The 19,603-nt window shown below is 70.0% G+C and carries 16 protein-coding genes, 1 tRNA gene and 2 pseudogenes; 17 read left to right on the top strand and 2 right to left on the bottom strand.

The features are described from left to right. Positions 1–172: 172 nt before the first annotated feature. The 15 genes and pseudogenes from ACZYVJ_RS03985 to ACZYVJ_RS03915 all read left to right on the top strand — a co-directional run bounded on the left by ACZYVJ_RS03985 (position 173) and on the right by ACZYVJ_RS03915 (position 16,899). Positions 173–1,761 (top strand): annotated as a pseudogene (locus ACZYVJ_RS03985) (UDP-N-acetylmuramoyl-L-alanyl-D-glutamate--2,6-diaminopimelate ligase). Further along, positions 1,758–3,317 carry a UDP-N-acetylmuramoyl-tripeptide--D-alanyl-D-alanine ligase gene (locus ACZYVJ_RS03980; protein WP_463829833.1) on the top strand — a complete coding sequence of 520 codons (1,560 nt, stop codon included), beginning with the start codon at positions 1,758–1,760 and terminating at the stop codon, positions 3,315–3,317. Before ACZYVJ_RS03985 ends, ACZYVJ_RS03980 begins: the two are co-directional and overlap by 4 nt. After that, on the top strand, positions 3,314–4,393 hold the full coding sequence (gene mraY / locus ACZYVJ_RS03975; protein WP_463829832.1) for a phospho-N-acetylmuramoyl-pentapeptide-transferase: 1,080 nt from the start codon (positions 3,314–3,316) through the stop codon (positions 4,391–4,393). Before ACZYVJ_RS03980 ends, mraY begins: the two co-directional genes overlap by 4 nt. Further along, a complete protein-coding gene (gene murD / locus ACZYVJ_RS03970; protein ID WP_463829831.1) occupies positions 4,393–5,850 on the top strand; it encodes a UDP-N-acetylmuramoyl-L-alanine--D-glutamate ligase in 1,458 nt (485 codons plus the stop codon). The genes mraY and murD overlap by 1 nt, the downstream gene beginning before the upstream one ends. A gap of 7 nt (positions 5,851–5,857) precedes the next feature. After that, positions 5,858–7,540 carry a putative lipid II flippase FtsW gene (gene ftsW, locus ACZYVJ_RS03965; RefSeq protein WP_463829830.1) on the top strand — a complete coding sequence of 561 codons (1,683 nt, stop codon included), beginning with the start codon at positions 5,858–5,860 and terminating at the stop codon, positions 7,538–7,540. Next, on the top strand, positions 7,537–8,763 hold the full coding sequence (gene murG / locus ACZYVJ_RS03960) for an undecaprenyldiphospho-muramoylpentapeptide beta-N-acetylglucosaminyltransferase (protein ID WP_463829829.1): 1,227 nt from the start codon (positions 7,537–7,539) through the stop codon (positions 8,761–8,763). The genes ftsW and murG overlap by 4 nt, the downstream gene beginning before the upstream one ends. Continuing rightward, the gene (murC, locus tag ACZYVJ_RS03955; RefSeq protein WP_463829828.1) at positions 8,760–10,226 is read left to right on the top strand and encodes a UDP-N-acetylmuramate--L-alanine ligase; all 1,467 of its coding nucleotides are present in this window, start codon (positions 8,760–8,762) and stop codon (positions 10,224–10,226) included. The genes murG and murC overlap by 4 nt, the downstream gene beginning before the upstream one ends. Before the next feature lie 119 nt (positions 10,227–10,345). Continuing rightward, a complete protein-coding gene (locus tag ACZYVJ_RS03950) occupies positions 10,346–11,221 on the top strand; it encodes a cell division protein FtsQ/DivIB (RefSeq protein WP_463832825.1) in 876 nt (291 codons plus the stop codon). 267 nt (positions 11,222–11,488) lie between these two features. Continuing rightward, on the top strand, positions 11,489–12,646 hold the full coding sequence (gene ftsZ, locus ACZYVJ_RS03945) for a cell division protein FtsZ (protein ID WP_463829827.1): 1,158 nt from the start codon (positions 11,489–11,491) through the stop codon (positions 12,644–12,646). A gap of 79 nt (positions 12,647–12,725) precedes the next feature. After that, positions 12,726–13,433, top strand: a complete 708-nt coding sequence (gene pgeF / locus ACZYVJ_RS03940) for a peptidoglycan editing factor PgeF (protein WP_463829826.1) — start codon at positions 12,726–12,728, stop codon at positions 13,431–13,433. A 5-nt stretch (positions 13,434–13,438) separates the two neighbouring features. Further along, positions 13,439–14,215, top strand: a complete 777-nt coding sequence (locus ACZYVJ_RS03935) for a YggS family pyridoxal phosphate-dependent enzyme (RefSeq protein WP_463829825.1) — start codon at positions 13,439–13,441, stop codon at positions 14,213–14,215. A gap of 66 nt (positions 14,216–14,281) precedes the next feature. Then, positions 14,282–14,926: a cell division protein SepF gene (locus ACZYVJ_RS03930; RefSeq protein ID WP_463829823.1), complete on the top strand. Its 645-nt coding sequence runs from the start codon at positions 14,282–14,284 to the stop codon at positions 14,924–14,926. Between the two features lie 166 nt (positions 14,927–15,092). Then, positions 15,093–15,383 (top strand): YggT family protein, encoded by a 291-nt coding sequence (locus ACZYVJ_RS03925; RefSeq protein ID WP_463829822.1) that lies wholly within the window; start codon positions 15,093–15,095, stop codon positions 15,381–15,383. Between the two features lie 280 nt (positions 15,384–15,663). Then, positions 15,664–16,473: a DivIVA-like cell division protein Wag31 gene (gene wag31, locus ACZYVJ_RS03920; RefSeq protein ID WP_463829821.1), complete on the top strand. Its 810-nt coding sequence runs from the start codon at positions 15,664–15,666 to the stop codon at positions 16,471–16,473. 90 nt (positions 16,474–16,563) lie between these two features. Beyond that, positions 16,564–16,899 carry a phage holin family protein gene (locus ACZYVJ_RS03915; protein WP_463829820.1) on the top strand — a complete coding sequence of 112 codons (336 nt, stop codon included), beginning with the start codon at positions 16,564–16,566 and terminating at the stop codon, positions 16,897–16,899. 21 nt (positions 16,900–16,920) lie between these two features. On the opposite strand, the pseudogene ACZYVJ_RS03910 reads toward ACZYVJ_RS03915, so the two are convergent. Beyond that, positions 16,921–17,598: pseudogene (locus ACZYVJ_RS03910) on the bottom strand (phosphoribosyltransferase); the annotation flags it as partial. A 112-nt stretch (positions 17,599–17,710) separates the two neighbouring features. On the opposite strand from ACZYVJ_RS03910, the gene ACZYVJ_RS03905 reads away from it, so the two are divergent. Continuing rightward, positions 17,711–17,917, top strand: a complete 207-nt coding sequence (locus ACZYVJ_RS03905; RefSeq protein WP_463829819.1) for a hypothetical protein — start codon at positions 17,711–17,713, stop codon at positions 17,915–17,917. 88 nt (positions 17,918–18,005) lie between these two features. On the opposite strand, the gene ACZYVJ_RS03900 is transcribed toward ACZYVJ_RS03905, so the two are convergent. Continuing rightward, a tRNA-Leu gene (locus ACZYVJ_RS03900) sits at positions 18,006–18,091 on the bottom strand. Positions 18,092–18,202: 111 nt separating this feature from the next. On the opposite strand from ACZYVJ_RS03900, the gene ACZYVJ_RS03895 reads away from it, so the two are divergent. Then, a complete protein-coding gene (locus ACZYVJ_RS03895) occupies positions 18,203–19,576 on the top strand; it encodes a M20/M25/M40 family metallo-hydrolase (RefSeq protein WP_463829818.1) in 1,374 nt (457 codons plus the stop codon). Positions 19,577–19,603: the final 27 nt, after the last annotated feature.

The raw sequence follows: 19,603 nt of genomic DNA, 5'->3' as shown, positions 1-19,603 counted from the left end.
GCCGTGGCGATCGCAAGCGCGGCCGTGGCGATCGCAAGCGCGGCGCAGCCGGGCGCAGCGGGTCGCCACAATCTGCGCAGCCGGGTGAAGCGGGTCGCCACAATCTGCATAAGCCGGGCGCAGCGGAGCGCCGCCCGGCCGGTCGCGGCTAGGTAGGGTGTCATGGCCGATCATGAGGATCAGGCGGCGTCGGAGGGAGGTGTGACTGAAGTGGTGCCGGTGCCCACTGGGTTGCGCCCCAGCGCCACCGCGGGCGCGCGGCTGCCCGCGCTCGCCGGCCAGGCTGGCGCGGTGCCGGCCGACGCCCCAGGTCAGCGCCCCGCTGTGCCTGACGTGACCATCACCGGCGTGACCCTGCGCGCCCAGGACGTGCAGCCCGGTGACCTGTTCGCCGCGCTGCCCGGCCGGACCACCCACGGGGCCCGCCACGCCGCCGACGCGATCGAACGCGGCGCGGCCGCCGTGCTCACCGACCCCGCCGGGGTCGCCGAGATGACCGCGACCGGCGCCCCGGCCGTGCCGACGCTGGTGCACCCCGATCCCCGCGCCGTGCTCGGCGGCCTGGCCGCCTCGGTGTACGGGCGCCCGTCCGAGCGGATGGCCGTCATCGGCATCACCGGCACCTCCGGCAAGACCACCACCACCTATCTGGTCGAGTCCGGTCTGCGGGCCGCCGGCCGCACGGCCGGGCTGATCGGCACCATCGGCATTCGGATCGACGGCGCCGACATCCCCAGCGCACTCACCACTCCCGAGGCCCCCGCGCTGCAGGCGATGCTGGCGGCGATGGCCGAACAGGGCGTCGACACCGTCGTCATGGAGGTCTCCAGCCACGCGCTGGCGTTGGGCCGGGTGGACGGAACCGGCTTCGCGGTCGGCGGTTTCACCAACCTCTCGCGCGATCACCTCGACTTCCACCCGACCATGGAGGATTACTTCGACACCAAAGCCCTGCTGTTCGACCCGAATTCGCCGCTGCGGGCGCGCCGCGTCGTGGTGTGCATCGACGACGAGGCCGGGCGGGCCATGGCGGCCCGGGCCGGCGAGGCGGTCACCGTCAGCGCCGAGGGCCGGCCCGCGAATTGGCGCGCCGTCGACGTGACCCCGATGGGCGCCGGGGGACAGCAGTTCACCGTCGTCGACCCCGCCGGCGCCAAGCATCAGGTCGGGGTCCCGCTGCCCGGGCACTACAACATCGCCAATTGCCTTGTGGCACTGGCCCTTCTGGACGCGGTGGGGGTGTCACCCGAGCGGGCGGCGCCGGGACTGCGGCAGACGCGCGTGCCGGGGCGCATGGAAGAGATCGACGCCGGGCAGGACTTTTTGGCGCTGGTCGACTACGCCCACAAGCCGGGCGCCCTGCGCGCGGTGCTGACCACACTGGCGCGGCCGGGCCGCCGGGTGGCGGTGGTGTTCGGCGCCGGCGGCGAGCGCGATCCGGGCAAGCGGGGGCCGATGGGCGCGACGGCCGCCGAGCTGGCCGACCTGGTCGTAGTCACCGACGACAATCCGCGTGGTGAGGACCCTGCCTCGATTCGCCGCGAAATCCTGACCGGTGCGATCGAAAGTGGTTACCCGGCAGAGGTTGTCGAGGTCGCCGACCGGCGCGATGCGATCAGGCACGCGGTCGCCTGGGCGGGCGCCGGTGACGTGGTGCTGATCGCAGGCAAGGGTCACGAAACCGGGCAGCGCGCCGGCGACGTGGTCCGTCCGTTCGACGACCGCGTCGAGTTGGCGCAGGCGTTGGAGGGTCGCGCATGATCGACCTGACCGTCGCGCAGATCGCCGAGATCGTCGGCGGCACGCTGGCCGATATCTCGCCGCAGGACGCCGCGGCACTGCACGTCACCGGCACCGTCGAATTCGACTCGCGGGCCGTGGGTCCCGGTGGACTGTTCCTGGCCCTGCCGGGGGCGCGCTCGGACGGGCATGATCACGCGGCCTCGGCCGTGGCGGCCGGCGCGGTCGCGGTGCTGGCCGCGCGGCCGGTCGGGGTTCCCGCCATCGTCGTCGCGCCCGAGGGGGCTTCGGGATCGCGGGCCGGGGTGCTCGAGCACGACCCGGACGGCTCGGGGGCCGCGGTGCTGGCCGCGCTGGCCAAGCTGGCCCGGGCGGTGGCCGCCGAACTGGTGGCCGGCGGGCTGACCATCGTCGGCATCACCGGATCGTCGGGAAAGACGTCGACCAAGGACCTGGTGGCCGCCGTGCTGGCGCCGCTGGGCGAGGTGGTGGCCCCGCCCGGGTCGTTCAACAACGAGCTAGGACATCCGTGGACGGTGCTGCGCGCGACGGCCGACACCGACTACCTGGTCCTGGAGATGTCGGCACGCCATCGCGGCAACATCGCCGCGCTCGCCGACATCGCCACACCGTCCGTCGGGGTGGTGCTCAACGTCGGCACCGCGCACCTGGGTGAATTCGGCTCGCGCGAAGCCATCGCTCAAACGAAATCCGAACTGCCGCAATCCGTTCCGGAGTCGGGCGCGGTGATCCTCAACGCCGATGATCCGGCCGTGGCGGCCATGGCGAACGTGACCGCCGCCCGGGTGATCCGGGTCGGCCGCGCCGAGCGCACCGCCGCCGGCCCCACCGACCTGTGGGCCGGGCGGGTGTCGCTCGACGAGCTGGCCAGGCCGCGGTTCACGCTGCACCGGCGCGAGGCGCCCGGGGGGGTGACGCAGGTGCAGGTGCAACTCGGCGTCTACGGCGATCACCAGGTGAGCAACGCGCTGTGCGCGGCCGCGGTCGCGCTGGAATGCGGCGCCGGCCTCGAACAGGTCGCGGCCGCGCTCGCCGGAACGGGTCCGGTGTCGCGGCACCGCATGCAGGTCACCACCCGCGCCGACGGGGTTACCGTGATCGACGATGCCTACAACGCCAACCCCGATTCGATGCGGGCCGGGTTGCAGGCGCTGGCCTGGATCGCCCACGGCGGGGGCGAAGGGGGCGCTCAACCAAGGCGCAGCTGGGCGGTGCTCGGTGAGATGGCTGAGCTGGGTGAGGACGCCATAGCCGAGCACGATCGCATCGGCCGGCTGGCCGTGCGCTTAGATGTGTCTCGACTCGTTGTCGTGGGAAGTGGGAGGTCGATGAGCGCCATGCACCACGGAGCGGTCATGGAGGGTTCCTGGGGCTCAGCCGACAAGGGGGCCGTCAACGTCGCCGACCGCGACGCCGCCCTGGCGCTACTGCGGGCCGAGCTGCAACCTGGCGACGTCGTCCTGGTCAAGGCGTCGAACTCCGCCGGGCTCGGTGCGCTGGCCGACGCGCTGGCCGCAGAAAACTCGGAAGGATCTGTGGGCGGGACGCGCGCATGAGGCAGATCCTGATCGCCGTCGCCGTCGCGCTGACCGTGTCCATCCTGCTGACCCCGGCGCTGATCCGGTTGTTCACCCGGCAGGGCTTCGGCCACCACACCCGCGAGGACGGCCCGCCGACCCACCACGCCAAACGGGGCACGCCGTCGATGGGCGGCGTGGCCATCCTGGCCGGCATCTGGGCGGGCTACCTGGGCACGCACCTGGCCGGGATGGCCTTCGACGGCGAGGGTGTCACGGTGTCGGGTCTGTTGGTGCTGGGCCTGGCCACCGTGCTCGGCGGCGTCGGATTCCTCGACGACATCATCAAGATCCGCAGGTCGCGCAACCTCGGCCTGAACAAGACGGCCAAGACCATCGGGCAGGTCGCCGCCGCGGTGCTGTTCGGCGTGCTGGCGCTGCAGTTCCACAACAACAACGGCCTGACACCGGCCAGCGCCGACCTGTCCTACGTGCGTGAGATCGCCACCGTCACACTGGCCCCGGGCCTGTTCGTGTTGTTCTGCGTGGTCGTCGTCAGCGCCTGGTCCAACGCGGTCAACTTCACCGACGGCCTGGACGGGCTGGCCGCCGGGAGCATGGCGATGGTCACCGCCGCCTACGTGTTGATCACCTTCTGGCAGTACCGCAACGCCTGCGTCACCGCCCCCGGGCTGGGCTGCTACAACGTGCGCGACCCGCTGGACCTGGCGCTGGTCGCGGCCGCCACCGCGGGCGCCTGCATCGGGTTTTTGTGGTGGAACGCCGCGCCCGCCAAGATCTTCATGGGCGACACCGGATCCCTGGCCCTGGGCGGCATCATCGCGGGCCTCTCGGTCACCAGCCGCACCGAGATCCTCGCCGTCGTGCTGGGTTCGCTGTTCGTCGCCGAGGTCAGCTCGGTTGTGTTGCAGATCTTGACCTTTCGCACCACCGGGCGCCGGGTGTTCCGGATGGCGCCCTTTCACCACCATTTCGAGCTGGCCGGCTGGGCCGAGACCACGGTCATCATCCGCTTCTGGCTGCTCACCGCGATCGCCTGCGGCCTGGGCGTGGCCCTTTTCTACGGTGAGTGGCTGGGCGCGATAGGTGCCTGATGAGCGGTCTTGAACCCCTGGTGCCCGGCGCGCAGGTGCTGGTGGCCGGCGGCGGGGTGACGGGCAAGGCGGCGCTGGCGGCGCTGAGGAGATTCGGTGCGGCACCGACATTGTGTGATGACGACCCGGCCAGGCTGCGCGGTTACGCCGACGCTGGGGTGGCGACCGCGTCCACCTCGACCGCCACCGACGAGATCTCCCGGTTCGCGCTGGTAATTACCAGTCCAGGCTTCGCGCCGACCACGCCGCTGCTGGTCGCCGCGGCGGCGGCCGGGGTGCCGATCTGGGGTGACGTGGAGCTGGCCTGGCGGCTCGACGCCGCGGGCCACTACGGGCCGCCGCGGCGCTGGCTGGTGGTGACCGGAACCAACGGCAAGACGACCACCACGTCGATGCTGCACGCCATGCTGACCGCCGGCGGCCGGCGCAGCCTGCTCTGCGGCAACATCGGCGACCCGGTGCTCGACGTCCTGGACGAACCCGCCGAGCTGCTGGCCGTCGAGCTGTCCAGCTTCCAGTTGTATTGGGCGCCTTCGCTGCAGCCGGAGGCCGGTGCGGTGCTCAACATCGCCGAAGACCACCTGGACTGGCACGGCAGCCTGGCCGCCTACGCCGCGGCGAAGGCGCGGGTGCTCGATGGCCGGGTAGCGGTGGTGGGCCTGGACGACGGCCGGGCGGCGGCGCTGCTGGCCACCGCCAAGGCGCCGGTGCGGGTCGGCTTCCGGCTGGGCAAACCGGCGGCGGGGGAGCTGGGCGTGCGCGACGGTCACCTGGTTGACCGCGCCTTCGCCGAGGACCTGGCCCTACTGCCGGTCGAGTCCATCCCGGTGCCGGGCCCGGTCGGGGTGCTCGACGCCCTGGCCGCCGCGGCGCTGGCGCGCTGCGTCGACGTGCCGGCCGAGGCGATCGCGGCTGCGATCGCCTCCTTCCGGGTGGGCCGGCACCGGGCCGAAGTCGTGGCCGTCGCCGACGGCATCACCTACGTCGACGACTCCAAGGCCACCAACCCCCACGCCGCCGAGGCGTCGGTGCTGGCCTACCCCCGCGTCGTCTGGATCGCCGGCGGCCTGCTGAAGGGCGCATCGGTCGATGCCGAGGTCGCCAGGATGGCGTCGCGGCTGGTCGGGGCGGTGTTGATCGGCCGAGATCGGCACGAGGTTGCAGAGGCGTTATCGCGACACGCGCCGGATGTCCCCGTCCTGCACGTTGTGACAGGCGAGGATGCTGGTATGGATGCGACTGCTGTGGTCTTTGGGGCAGATGTGACAGAAGTGAAACAATCGGGTGACAATCTGGGCTCGGCGGTGATGAAGGCCGCGGTGGCCGCGGCGCGTATCGTCGCGCAGCCCGGTGACACCGTCCTGCTGGCACCGGCGGGCGCATCGTTCGACCAATTCGCGGGTTACGCCGACCGTGGCGACGCATTCGCGGCCGCCGTGCACGCGGCGCTCCGGTAGGGCGGGCGTGGGTAACGCACTGACCCGGCTGCTGGGCCGGGGGAAAGACGCCACCGGAACCGCCACGGCCGAGCCGGGGCCGGCCGACGACGCCGACGCCGACACTGGGGAAGCCAGAACCGAGCGGGAAGCCAAGGCCGAGAAGAAGGCCGACAAGCCGCAGAAGAAAGACAAGGCCACCGCCGGCGAGGGCGGTTCGCACGGCCGGTTCGGCGCCTGGCTGGGCCGGCCCATGACGTCGTTTCACCTGATCATCGCCGTAGCCGGGTTGCTGACCACGCTCGGGTTGATCATGGTGCTGTCGGCGTCCGGCGTGCGGTCCTACGACGCCGACGGATCGGCCTGGGTGATCTTCGGCAAGCAGGTGCTGTGGACAGTGATCGGGCTCATCGCCTGCTACGCCTCGTTGCGGATGTCGGTGCGATTCATCCGCCGCGTCGCGTTCACCGGCTACGTCGTCACGGTGATTCTGCTGGTGTTGGTTCTCGTTCCCGGTATCGGCAACCTGGCCAACGGATCTCGTAAGTGGTTCGTGGTCGCCGGCTTATCGATGCAGCCCTCCGAGCTGGCCAAGATCGCCTTCGCCATCTGGGGCGCGCACATGCTGGCAGCCCGCCGCCTGGAGCGGGCCAGCCTGCGCGAACTGCTGATTCCGCTGGTGCCCGCGGCGGTGATCGCGCTGGCGCTGATCGTGGCGCAGCCCGACCTCGGGCAGACGGTGTCGCTGGGCATCATCCTGCTGGCCCTGCTGTGGTACGCGGGCCTGCCGCTGCGCGTGTTCGTCACCTCGTTGCTGGCCGTCTTCGTGGCGGGCGCGGTCCTGGCCATGTCGGCCGGATACCGGTCGGACCGGGTGCGGTCCTGGATCAACCCCGAGAACGACCCGCAGGACACCGGCTACCAGGCCCGGCAGGCCAAATTCGCGCTGGCGCACGGCGGCATCTTCGGCGACGGCCTGGGCCAGGGCGTCGCCAAATGGAACTACCTGCCCAACGCGCACAACGACTTCATCTTCGCGATCATCGGTGAGGAGCTCGGATTCATCGGTGCGTTCGCGCTGCTGGTGTTGTTCGGGATGTTCGCCTACACCGGGATGCGGATCGCCCGCCGCTCGGCCGACCCGTTCCTGCGGCTGCTGACCGCCACCACGACCATGTGGGTGCTGGGCCAGGCCTTCATCAACATCGGCTACGTGATCGGAATCCTGCCCGTCACCGGTATTCAGCTGCCGCTCATTTCTGCCGGTGGCACATCAACGGCCGCAACGCTTTTCATGATCGGCATCATGGCCAACGCGGCTCGTCACGAACCCGAGGCGGTGGCCGCGCTGCGGGCCGGCCGTGACGACAAGGTGAACCGGATACTGCGGCTGCCGCTGCCGGAGCCCTACTCGCCCACGCGTCTGGAGGCGTTCCGCGATCGCAAGCGTGCCCGGCCGAAGTCGGCTGAGCCGTCGGGCAAGGGCGCCGGCGCGGCGGGGCGCAAGGCTCCCCGCAAGGCCTCGCACAAGGCCGACGCGCCACTGCGCCCGGCGCTACCTCGAACGGGCGGGCGGCCGGCTCGCCAGACTGGGGGTACCGCTCGATCACGGGCGAGGCATCATGGATCTGGCCAGCGTCGCGTCAGCCAGGCGGCCGGCCAGCGTCAGCCACGACGCGCTCGCGCACTGGAAGGTCAGCGTTACGGGTGAACGACACGGTCAACAAGCCGACCGGCGGGCGGGGGGTAAACCCTTCGCCCGCCGGTGCCGCGTTGTCGTCTTTTAAGCCACTGTCGGTGGTGCTCGCCGGCGGGGGAACCGCCGGTCACGTCGAGCCGGCAATGGCCGTCGCCGACGCGCTGAGCGCCCTCGATCCGCAGGTCAGGATCACCGCACTGGGCACCGCCCGGGGGCTGGAGACCCGGCTGGTGCCCGAGCGCGGCTATGACCTCGAGCTGATCACGCCGGTGCCGCTGCCGCGCAAGCCCAGCGGCGACCTGGCCCGGCTGCCCTCGCGGGTGTGGCGGGCTGTCCGGGAAACCCGCGCCGTGCTCAGAGCGGTCGACGCCGACGTGGTGATCGGTTTCGGTGGGTACGTGGCGCTGCCGGCCTACCTGGCCGCGCGCGGAGTCTCGCCGCGCAAGCCGCGGGTCCCGGTGCTGATTCACGAAGCCAACGCCAGCGCCGGGCTGGCCAACCGGGTGGGCGCCCGCACCGCCGAGCGGGTGCTCTCCGCGGTGGCCGACTGCGGGCTGCCGCGCGCCGAGGTGGTCGGGGTGCCGGTGCGCGAGACCATCACCTCGCTGGACCGCGCGGCGCTGCGCGACGAGGCGCGCCGCTACTTCGGTTTCGCCGCCGACGCGCGGGTGTTGCTGGTCTTCGGGGGCTCGCAGGGCGCGGCCTCGCTGAACCGGGCCGTCTCGGGGGCGGCCGGCGGGCTGGCCGCCGCCGGGGTGGCCGTCCTGCACGCGCACGGCCCCAAGAACACGCTCGACCTGCGCGAGCCCCAGCCGGGCGACCCGCCCTACGTAGCGGTGCCCTACCTCGACCGGATGGACCTGGCCTATTCGGCCGCCGACCTGGTGATCTGCCGGTCGGGTGCGATGACGGTCGCCGAGGTTTCGGCGGTGGGCCTGCCGGCCATCTACGTGCCGCTGCCGATCGGCAACGGCGAGCAGCGGCTCAATGCGCTGCCGGTGGTCAACGCCGGCGGCGGCATGATCGTCGCCGACGCCGACCTGACGCCCGAGCTGGTGGCCCGGGAAGTGGCGGGGCTGGTGGGCGACCCGCCGCGCCTTGCCGCCATGACCACCGCCGCCGCGCGGGTCGGACATCCCGACGCCGCGCGCCAGGTCGCCCAGGCGGCGCTGGACATCGCCAGGAAGGCGCAGCTCGGCCGCCCGAGCGGCCGGGGGACCGGGGGAACCCGGTGAACACCGAACAGCTGCCGCCCGAGCTGCAGCGGGTGCACATGGTCGGCATCGGGGGAGCCGGCATGTCGGGCATCGCCCGCATCCTGCTCGACCGCGGCGGGCTGGTATCCGGCTCGGATGCCAAGGAGTCCCGCGGCATTCACGCGCTGCGGGCCCGGGGCGCGCAGATCAACATCGGGCATGACGCGTCGTCGCTGGATCTGCTGCCCGGCGGCCCCACCGCGGTCATCACCACCCACGCCGCCATCCCCAAGACCAACCCCGAGCTCGTCGAGGCCCGGCGGCGCGGCATCCCGGTGATCCTGCGGCCCGCCGTGTTGGCCAAGCTGATGCACGGCCGCACCACGCTGATGATCACCGGCACACACGGCAAGACCACGACGACGTCGATGCTGATCGTGGCGCTGCAGCACTGCGGGCGCGACCCGTCGTTCGCGGTCGGCGGCGAGATGGGCGAGGCCGGCACCAACGCCCACCACGGCAGCGGCGACTGCTTCGTCGCGGAGGCCGACGAAAGCGACGGCTCGCTGCTGGAGTACACGCCCAACGTCGCCGTGGTCACCAACATCGAGACCGATCACCTGGACTTCTACGGCAGCGCCGACGCCTATGTCGCGGTGTTCGACGCCTTCGTGGAGCGGCTGGCGCCCGGCGGGGCGCTGGTGGTGTGCGTCGACGACCCGGGGGCCGAGGCGCTGGCACGGCGGACGGCCGAGCTGGGCATCCGGGTATTGCGGTACGGGTCGCCGCGCGCCGGCGACGAACTGGCCGCCACCTTGTTGTCGTGGCAACAGCAGGGCACCGAGGCCGTCGCGCAGATCCAGCTGGCCCCCGAATTGGACCCGCAGCAGCACCCGCGGGTGATGCGGTTGTCGGTGCCCGGCCGCCATATGGCGCTCAACGCGATGGGCGCGCTGCTGGCGGCGATCCAGATCGGCGCCCCGATCGATGCGGTGCTGGACGGCCTGGCCGGCTTCGAGGGCGTGCGCCGCCGGTTCGAACTGGTCGGCAGCGCGGCCTCGGTGCGGGTGTTCGACGACTACGCCCACCACCCCACGGAGATCGTCGCCACGCTGGCGGCCGTCCGCACCCTGCTCGAGCAGAGCGGTGACGGACGCAGCATCGCCGTGTTCCAGCCTCATTTGTATTCGCGGACAAAGGCTTTCGCCGAGGAATTCGGGCAAGCCCTGGACGCGGCGGACGAGGTTTTCGTTCTCGACGTCTACGGCGCCCGCGAACAACCGCTGGCCGGTATCAGCGGGGCCAGCGTCGCAGAGCACGTCAGCGTGCCGGTGCGCTATCTCCCACACTTCGCCGCGGCCGCCGAGCAGGTGGCGGCGGCCGCCGGGCCCGGCGACGTCATCGTCACCATGGGAGCCGGCGACGTGACCCTGCTGGGGCCCGAGATCGTCACGGCGTTGCGGGTGCGCGCAAATCGCAGCGCTCCCGGGGCGTTGCGATGACGGAGCCCGACCCCCCCGTCCCGGCCGACGTGGTCGGCGAACCGGCCGAGGGCCGGCCCGCCGGCGACGCGGACGACGACGCCGACGACAACGCGGTCACCGAACCGGTCGCCACCGGAATGGGCGGGGGCCGGCCGGGGGCCGACGCGGGCGAAGGGCAGGAGCCCGACCAGGCCGAGGTGGAGGGGCCCCGCCGGCGCGCGCGGCGGGAGCGCGCCGAGCGCCGTGCCGCGCAGGCCCGCGCCACCGCCATCGAAGAGGCCCGTCGCGAGGCGAAGCGCCGGGCCAGCGGACGACTGGTCAACGAGCCCAAACCCGTTGCGCGGGGCGTGGTTCGGGGCCTCAAGATGCTGCTGGCGACGGTCCTGCTGGTGATCGTCGGCATCGGGCTGGCCCTGATCCTCTACTTCACCCCCGCGATGTCGGCCCGCAACATCGTCGTCGTCGGCACCGGGACGGTGACCCGGGAAGAGGTCCTGGATGCGGCGCGGGTGCGGATCGGAACGCCGCTGCTTCAGATCAACACCAACCAGGTCGCCGACCGGGTGGCGGCGATCCGGCGGGTGGCCAGCGCGCGGGTGCAGCGCCAGTATCCGTCGGCGCTGCGGATCACCATCGTCGAGCGAATTCCGGTGGCGGTCAAGGACTTTCCCGACGGCCCGCATCTCTTCGACCGCGACGGCGTGGACTTCGCGACCGGGCCGCCGCCGCCGGCGCTGCCGTACCTCGACGTCGCCGACCCGGGGCCGAACGACGCGGCGACCAAGGCCGCCCTGCAGGTGCTGACCGCGCTGCGTCCCGAAGTCGAGGGCCAGGTCGGCCGCATCGCCGCGCCGTCGGTGGCCTCGATCACCCTGACGCTGGGCGACGGCCGGGTGGTGATCTGGGGGACCACCGACCGCACCGATGAGAAGGCCGAGAAGCTGGCCGCGCTGCTGACCCAGCCCGGCAAGACCTACGACGTGTCCAGCCCGGACCTGCCGACGGTCAAGTAGCGATCTTCATCACGTCGCGCCGCGCGATGCGCCGTCGAGCAGCGGGCACGCCGCCCGACCCGGGAAAATTGCGCAAAATTTGCGGGGCGCGTGTCGGCGCGCCTGCGGGGTTAGGGCGCGCCATACCCATACCGTTCTGGTTGCGCGGAACTACTTGACATAACTCTAACTCTATGGTTGAGGTTGAGAGTTTGCCAGGAAGGTCCGCGAACGTCCGGAGGAGCCCACCGCCGGGAGACCAAGCCCCATCAGGGAGGAAGACGAATGATGACCCCCCCGCATAACTACCTGGCCGTCATCAAGGTCGTGGGTATCGGTGGCGGCGGCGTCAACGCCGTCAACCGGATGATCGAACAAGGCCTCAAAGGCGTGGAGTTCATCGCGATCAACACCGACGCGCAGGCGCTGTTGATGAGCGATGCCGACGTCAAACTCGACGTCGGGCGCGAGTCCACGCGTGGCCTGGGAGCCGGGGCCGACCCGGAGGTCGGCCGCAAGGCCGCCGAGGACGCCAAGGACGAGATCGAGGAGCTGCTGCGCGGCGCGGACATGGTGTTCGTCACCGCAGGCGAGGGTGGCGGGACCGGGACCGGCGGGGCGCCGGTCGTCGCCAGCATCGCACGCAAGCTGGGCGCGCTGACGGTCGGCGTGGTCACCCGGCCGTTCTCGTTCGAGGGCAAGCGGCGCGGCAACCAGGCCGAGACCGGCATCTCATCGCTGCGCGAAAGCTGCGACACCCTGATCGTGATCCCCAACGACCGGCTGCTGCAGATGGGCGACGCCGCGGTGTCGCTGATGGACGCCTTCCGCAGCGCCGACGAGGTGCTGCTCAACGGCGTGCAGGGCATCACCGACCTGATCACCACCCCCGGCCTGATCAACGTGGACTTCGCCGACGTCAAGGGCATCATGTCCGGCGCGGGCACGGCCCTGATGGGTATCGGTTCGGCCCGCGGCGAGGGCCGCTCGCTCAAGGCCGCCGAGATCGCCATCAACTCGCCGCTGCTGGAAGCCTCGATGGAGGGCGCCCACGGCGTACTGATGTCGATCGCCGGCGGCAGCGACCTGGGCCTGTTCGAGATCAACGAGGCGGCCTCGCTGGTGCAGGACGCCGCCCACCAGGACGCCAACATCATCTTCGGCACCGTGATCGACGACTCGCTGGGCGACGAGGTGCGCGTCACCGTCATCGCCGCGGGCTTCGACGCCGCCGGCGCCGGCCGCAAACCCGTGATCGGCAGCAGCGCCGACAAGGAGGACAAGGGCGGTGCGCACCGGATCGAGTCGGCAAAGGCGGGCAAGCTCACCTCGACGCTGTTCGAACCGGTCGACGCGGTCAGCGTGCCGGTTCACACCAACGGCTCGACCTTGAATATTGGCGGCGATGACGATGACGTCGATGTGCCGCCGTTCATGCGCCGCTGAGAACATGCCGGTAACCCTGGATCCCCGACCGCGACCGTCGGGGGCGCATGGCCGACAGGGAATCTCGGATACTGGTCACGTGAGCGTTCGCATCCGGCGGGTGACCACCACCCGCGCCGGTGGTGTCTCGAAGCCGCCGTTCGACACCTTCAACCTGGGCGACCACGTCGGGGACGATCCGGCGGCGGTCGCCGAGAACCGGGCCCGGCTGGCGGCCACCGTCGGCCTGCGCCCTGGCCGCGTGGTGTGGATGAACCAGGTCCACGGTGTTCGGGTGGAGGTGGTCAACGGGGCACGTGACACCGCGCTCGACGACACCGATGCGCTGGTGACCCGCACCGCGCGCCTCGCCTTGGCGGTGGTCACCGCCGACTGCGTCCCGGTGCTGATGGCCGACGCGCGCGCCGGCGTGGCCGCGGCGGTGCACGCCGGCCGGGTCGGCGCCCAGCGCGGGATAGTGGCGCGCACGGTGGAGAAGATGCGGGAGCTCGGCGCGCGACCCGAAGACATTTCGGTGCTGTTGGGCCCGGCGGTCAGCGGCCGCAACTACGAAGTGCCCGCGGCCATGGCCGACGAAGTCGAGGCGGCGCTGCCTGGCAGCCGGACCACCACCGCCGCGGGAACCCCCGGACTCGACCTGCGCGCCGGAATCGCCTGTCAGCTAACGGCTTTGGGTGTGAAGGCAATCGACATCGATCCGCGATGCACGGTGGACGACGCTGCGCTGTTCAGTCATCGCCGGGATGCGCCGACCGGCCGGATGGCCTCACTGATCTGGATGGAGTGACCGCGATGGCGGTAGGGATACCTGCCGGGGGAGACCGCGAATCGGAATTGACGCACGCGTTGGCGTCGGTGCGTTCTCGCCTTGCGGCGGCGGCGGAAGCGGTGGGCCGCAATGTCGGCGAAATCGAAGTTCTGCCGATTACCAAATACTTCCCAGCAACCGATGTTGTGACTTTGTCCCGATTGGGTTGTCGTGTCGTCGGCGAATCGCGGGATCAGGAAGCGACGGCGAAAGTGGCCGAGGTCACCCGATTGCTGGCGGCGTCCGGGCGGGCGGATGTGGGAAATCCGCGCTGGCACATGGTGGGTCATATCCAGCGAAATAAGGCCCGGTCTGTGGCGCGTTGGGCGCATACCGCGCACTCGGTCGACAGCGCGCACCTGGTGACCGCGCTCGACAAGGGTGTGGCGGCGGCGCTGAACGACGGCCGCCGCACCGCCCCGATGCGGATCTACGTTCAGGTCAGCCTCGACGGCGACGAATCGCGCGGCGGCGTCGACATATCCCGGCCGGGGGCTGTCGACCAGGTGTGCGACCAGGTCGAGGACGCCAAGAACCTGGACCTGCTCGGGCTGATGGGGATTCCGCCGCTGGACTCGGACCCCGACGAGGCCTTTGACCGGCTCCGATCCGAGCACCGCCGGGTTCTCGAGTCGCATCGCAACGCCGTCGGGCTGTCCGCCGGGATGTCCAACGACTTCGAAATTGCCGTCAAACACGGTTCGACATGTGTGCGTGTCGGTACCGCGCTATTGGGTCCACGGCGGTTACCGTCACCGTAAGTAGTCACTGCAGTAACAGCTTTATCACTAACACCAGTACTCCCAGGGGCTAGAAGGGTCAACGCAATGAGCACACTGCACAAAGTCAAGGCCTATTTCGGTATGGCCCCAATGGACGACTACGAAGACGAGTATTACGACGACCACGCTCCCTCCCGTGGTTTTCCGCGCCCGCGATTTGACGACGCATACGGTCGCTACGAGCAAGACGACTACGACGACCCGCGCCGCGAGCCCGCCGACTACCCGCCGCCCGCCGGCTACCGCGGCGGCTACGGCGACGAGCCCCGCTACGGCGCCGTCCACCCCCGCGAGTTCGACCGTGGCGAGCGCGGCGGCCCGCGCTTCGGCTCGTGGTTGCGCAACTCCACCCGCGGAGCGCTGGCGATGGACCCGCGCCGGATGGCGATGATGTTCGAAGAGGGCCACCCGCTGTCGAAGATCACCACGCTGCGGCCCAAGGACTACAGCGAGGCCCGCACCATCGGCGAGCGTTTCCGCGACGGCACGCCGGTCATCATGGACCTGGTGTCGATGGACAACGCCGACGCCAAGCGACTCGTCGACTTCGCGGCCGGCCTGGCCTTCGCACTGCGCGGCTCCTTCGACAAGGTCGCGACCAAGGTGTTCCTGCTGTCGCCCGCCGACGTGGACGTGTCCCCGGAGGAGCGCCGCCGGATCGCCGAAACCGGTTTCTACGCTTACCAATAGACGCATCCGCCGCCCGCTTCCCGGCGGGCGGCTCGCATCGTCGACGGGCCCCGCGGCGACGTGAGATAAGGCCTCTTACCCGGAGTCGGTACGCTGGCAGGCGCCGCGCTGGTCCGCGGCGCTTGGCATCGCTTGACTTCTCACGGGTAAGGTCGGGGCACTTCAGTTGGTGTTGTTCTTTCAGATCCTTGGGTTTGCGCTATTCATTTTCTGGCTGCTGCTCATCGCTCGGGTCGTCGTCGAGTTCATCCGCTCGTTCAGCCGGGACTGGCATCCCACCGGCATCACCGTGGTGGCGCTGGAGATCATCCTGTCGATCACCGATCCGCCGGTGAAACTGCTCCGCAGGCTGATCCCGCAACTCACCATCGGGGCGGTCCGCTTCGATCTGTCGATCATGGTGCTGTTGCTCGTCGCGTTCATCGGCATGCAGCTGGCGTTCGGCGCCGCGACTTAGTTCGTTGGGCCGCGCGGGGGCCGCGCCGGGGCCCGTTCGTTCGATCCCATTCCGGCCCCGGAGACGGTTCGGACACGTTTTAGCGTCGGTTTGGTTCCCGCGATTTAAAATTTCTAAGGTTTCGGATTTTATTGGCCCCTGAGTTTGAAATTGGTTCTTATTTATTGGGCTAATCAGCAACGGTCGCGCCTGGTGTGACAGGATGGACGGCAGTTGCACTACGGCTACCACTGCGTTCTACACTTTCCAGAACGTTCGAGGAACTTGAGGGGACGAAACAATGCCGCTTACACCAGCCGACGTCCACAATGTGGCGTTCAGTAAGCCACCGATCGGCAAGCGGGGCTACAACGAAGACGAGGTGGATGCCTTCCTCGATCTGGTGGAAGCCGAGCTGACGCGGCTCATCGAAGAGAACAGCGATCTGCGCCAGCGGATCGAAGAGCTGGACCACGAGCTGGCCTCCGGTGGTGGCTCGGCCGCTCCGGCCGCGGCAGCCGCGCCCACCCAGGCCATCCCCGTACGCGAGCCCGCCCCCGAACCGGAACCGGTCAAGCCGGCGCCTGCCGCAGCCCCGGCCGCCGCGGTCAACAACGAGGAACAGGCCATGAAGGCCGCTCGGGTGCTGACGCTGGCACAGGACACCGCCGACCGCCTGACCACCACGGCCAAGACCGAGTCGGAAAAGATGCTGGCCGACGCCCGCGCCAACGCCGACCAGATCCTCAGCGAGGCCCGCAGCACCGCCGAGACGACGGTCACCGAGGCCCGGCAGCGCGCCGACGCCATGCTCGCGGATGCGCAGACCCGCTCCGAGACCCAGCTGCGGCAGGCCCAAGAGAAGGCCGACGCACTTCAGGCAGACGCCGAACGCAAGCACTCCGAGATCATGGGCACCATCAACCAGCAGCGCACCGTTCTGGAAGGCCGCCTCGAGCAGCTCCGCACGTTCGAGCGCGAATACCGCACCCGGCTCAAGACCTACCTGGAGTCTCAGCTGGAGGAACTCGGGCAGCGCGGATCCGCGGCACCCGTGGACTCCAGCGCGGATGCGGGCAGCTTCGACCAGTTCAACCGGGGCAGCAACTAGCCTTTCGACGTGCCGGTCACTCGCCGAGCTTCGGGGTTGGCACACTAGGTCTTGAAACCGCGGTCCCGCTCGTCGCTTGGAGGATGACTGATGCTCATCATTGCGCTGGTATTGGCCCTGATCGGGCTCGTCGCGTTGGTGTTCGCGGTCGTCACCAGCAACGAGCTGGTGGCCTGGGTGTGCATCGCGGCAAGCGTGGTGGGCGTGGTGCTGTTGATCCTGGACGCGCTACGCGAACGCCAGCGGCGTGACCTGGGCGGCGACGAGGCCCAGGATGCCGACGAGGCCCAGGCCGACGAGGGCGACTACGTCGACTACCCCGACGAAGCCCCGGGTGAGGGCGAACCCACGACGACGGGCGAGACCGCGCCGACCGAGGACTCCAAGGTCGTGGCCGAGGGCCGCGGCGACGAGCCCGCCAAGTAATTCTTTACGCGCCCGTCGACCTCAGCCGGTCGGCGTGGTGAGCAGCTCGCGGACCTCGTCGTCACTGATCTGGTGGAAGTCGTCGTAGACCTGCCCGACCGCTTCGAATCCGGGCGGCGTGGTCGCGCACACCACGTCGTCGGCCTCGCGCGCCAGCTCGTGGCAGGTCGTCTCCGGCCCCACCGGAACGGCGACCACGATCGATTTCGGCCCGGCGGCCCGGATGGCCCGCACGGCGGCGAGCATGCTTGCGCCCGTTGCGATTCCGTCGTCGGCTACGATGACGATCCGGTCACGCAGGTCAGCGATCGGGCGACCGCCCCGGTACGCGTGCTCGCGCCGGAGCAGCTCGGCCGTCTCGCTGTCGATCACCTCGCGCACCTGCTTGTCGGTGATGCGCAGGCCGGCCACCACGTCCTCGTTCATCACCACGCCACCGCCGCTGGCCAGTGCGCCCATCGCCAACTCCGACCACTGCGGTACCCCGAGCTTGCGCACCAGGAAGACGTCCAGCGGCGCCCCCAGGGCGGCGGCGATCTCCCAGGCCACCGGCACACCGCCGCGGGCCAGCCCGAATACCAGCACATCGTCCCGGCCGCGATAGACCGCCAGCTGCTGCGCCAGCGCGCGTCCGGCCTCGCGCCGGTCCACGAACGTCTTCGGTGCGGTCCGCCGGATAAAGCCACTCGATGGGTTCATTCGTCAACGCTCCCGGCTGATGGGCTTCCTTCCAGGCTACGTGCGTCAGGCTGAGTGCGGTGGCAGAGTTCGGGTTGGCTGCTGTGTCAGCACGACGGAGAGGATCCGCGAGATGAGACGGCGTTACGGCACCTACACGGCCTACAGCATCGCCTGCGCGATCGTCTGGGCGGTCATTTTGGCGGTGGTTTCGATGGCTGGCGACGCCGCCTCGCGGCATACGTTCCTGCTGGTGTGCGGCGGGTGGGCGATCGGGTGGCTGTCGGCGACGATCGCCCGGGGCGTCTACCCGCCGCCGAAGCGCCATATTCGGCAATAAATACGGGTGTGATCGCGGCTTCGCCGCTCAACACACTCCATCGGCTCGGAAATGAACGCAAGCGTCCATTTCGCTCGCCTCAGTCGTGTGTCCGAGGGGGGACTTGAACCCCCACGCCCATTAGTAGGGCACTAGCACCTCAAGCTAGCGCGTCTGCCATTCCGCCACTCGGACAAGGCCAAACCAGCATGGGTTGGCAGCTAAGGCTATCGGATCGGTCGCCGCGAACCCAATCCAGCTCCTCGAGACGTCTCGGGATCGGCATCGAGCCGTGCGGCCTCGGCAATGGTAGGAAAGGTGGTTGTGACCATTCAGAGCGGGGCGACCGAGGTGCCAACCAACCCGAGCGACGACGTGGTCGAGGTTGTCAGCAAGTTGATCCGGTTCGACACCACCAACACCGGCGAACCCGAGACGACCAAGGGCGAGGCCGACTGCGCGCAGTGGGTCGCCGAGCAGCTCGCCGAGGTCGGCTACGCGCCGCAGTACGTCGAGTCCGGCGCCCCGGGCCGCGGGAACGTGTTCGCCCGCCTCGCGGGAGCCGACCGGTCGCGCGGTGCGCTGCTGATTCACGGGCATCTCGACGTGGTGCCGGCCGAGCCGACCGAGTGGAGCGTGCACCCGTTCTCCGGCGCGATCAAAGACGGCTTCGTCTGGGGCCGCGGCGCGGTCGACATGAAGGACATGGTCGGCATGATGATCGTGGTGGCCCGCCAGTTGAAGCGCGCGGGCATCGTGCCGCCGCGCGACCTGATCTTCGCGTTCCTCGCCGACGAAGAACACGGCGGAACCTTCGGAGCGCAGTGGCTGGTCGATCACCGGCCGGAGCTCTTCACCGGCGTCACCGAGGCGATCGGTGAGGTGGGCGGCTTTTCGCTGACGGTGCCGCGCCGGGACGGGGGAGAGCGTCGGCTCTACCTGATCGAGACGGCCGAAAAGGGGCTGTCCTGGATGAAGCTCACCGCCCGGGGCCCGGCCGGACACGGGTCGATGGTGCACGACCAGAACGCCGTCACCGCCGTCGCCGAGGCCGTCAGCCGCCTGGGCCGCCACCAGTTTCCGCTCGTGCTGACCGACACCGTCGCGCAGTTCCTCGCCGCCGTCAGCGAGGAGACCGGGTTGACCTTCGACACCGAATCGGGCGACCTGCGCGGGGCGATCGAAAAGCTGGGCCCGATGGCCCGCATGCTCAAGGCGGTGCTGCACGACACCGCGAATCCCACCATGCTCAAGGCCGGATACAAGGCCAACGTCGTGCCGGCGATCGCGGAGGCGGTGGTGGACTGCCGGATCCTGCCGGGGCGCAAGGAGGCGTTCGAGGCCGAGATCGACGAGCTGCTCGGCCTGGACGTGACGCGCGAGTGGATCAAGGATTTCTCGTCGTATGAGACGAGCTTCGACGGCGACCTGGTCGATGCCATGAACGAGGCGGTGCTGGCGCACGACCCGGGCGCCCGGACGGTGCCGTATATGCTTTCCGGTGGTACGGACGCGAAGTCGTTCGCGCGCTTAGGCATTCGCTGTTTCGGGTTCAGCCCGCTGCGGTTGCCGCCGGACCTTGATTTCACCGCTCTGTTCCACGGTGTCGATGAGCGGGTACCCATCGATGCGCTGCGGTTCGGCACCGACGTGCTGGCCCACTTCCTGACCCACTGCTAGACGACAAACGCACGCCGATCACACGAG

The organism is Mycobacterium sp. IDUB_3, assembly GCF_055419585.1.
The sequence above is the reverse complement of the archived record's forward strand: the minus strand, read 5'-3'. Positions and strand labels throughout refer to the sequence as shown.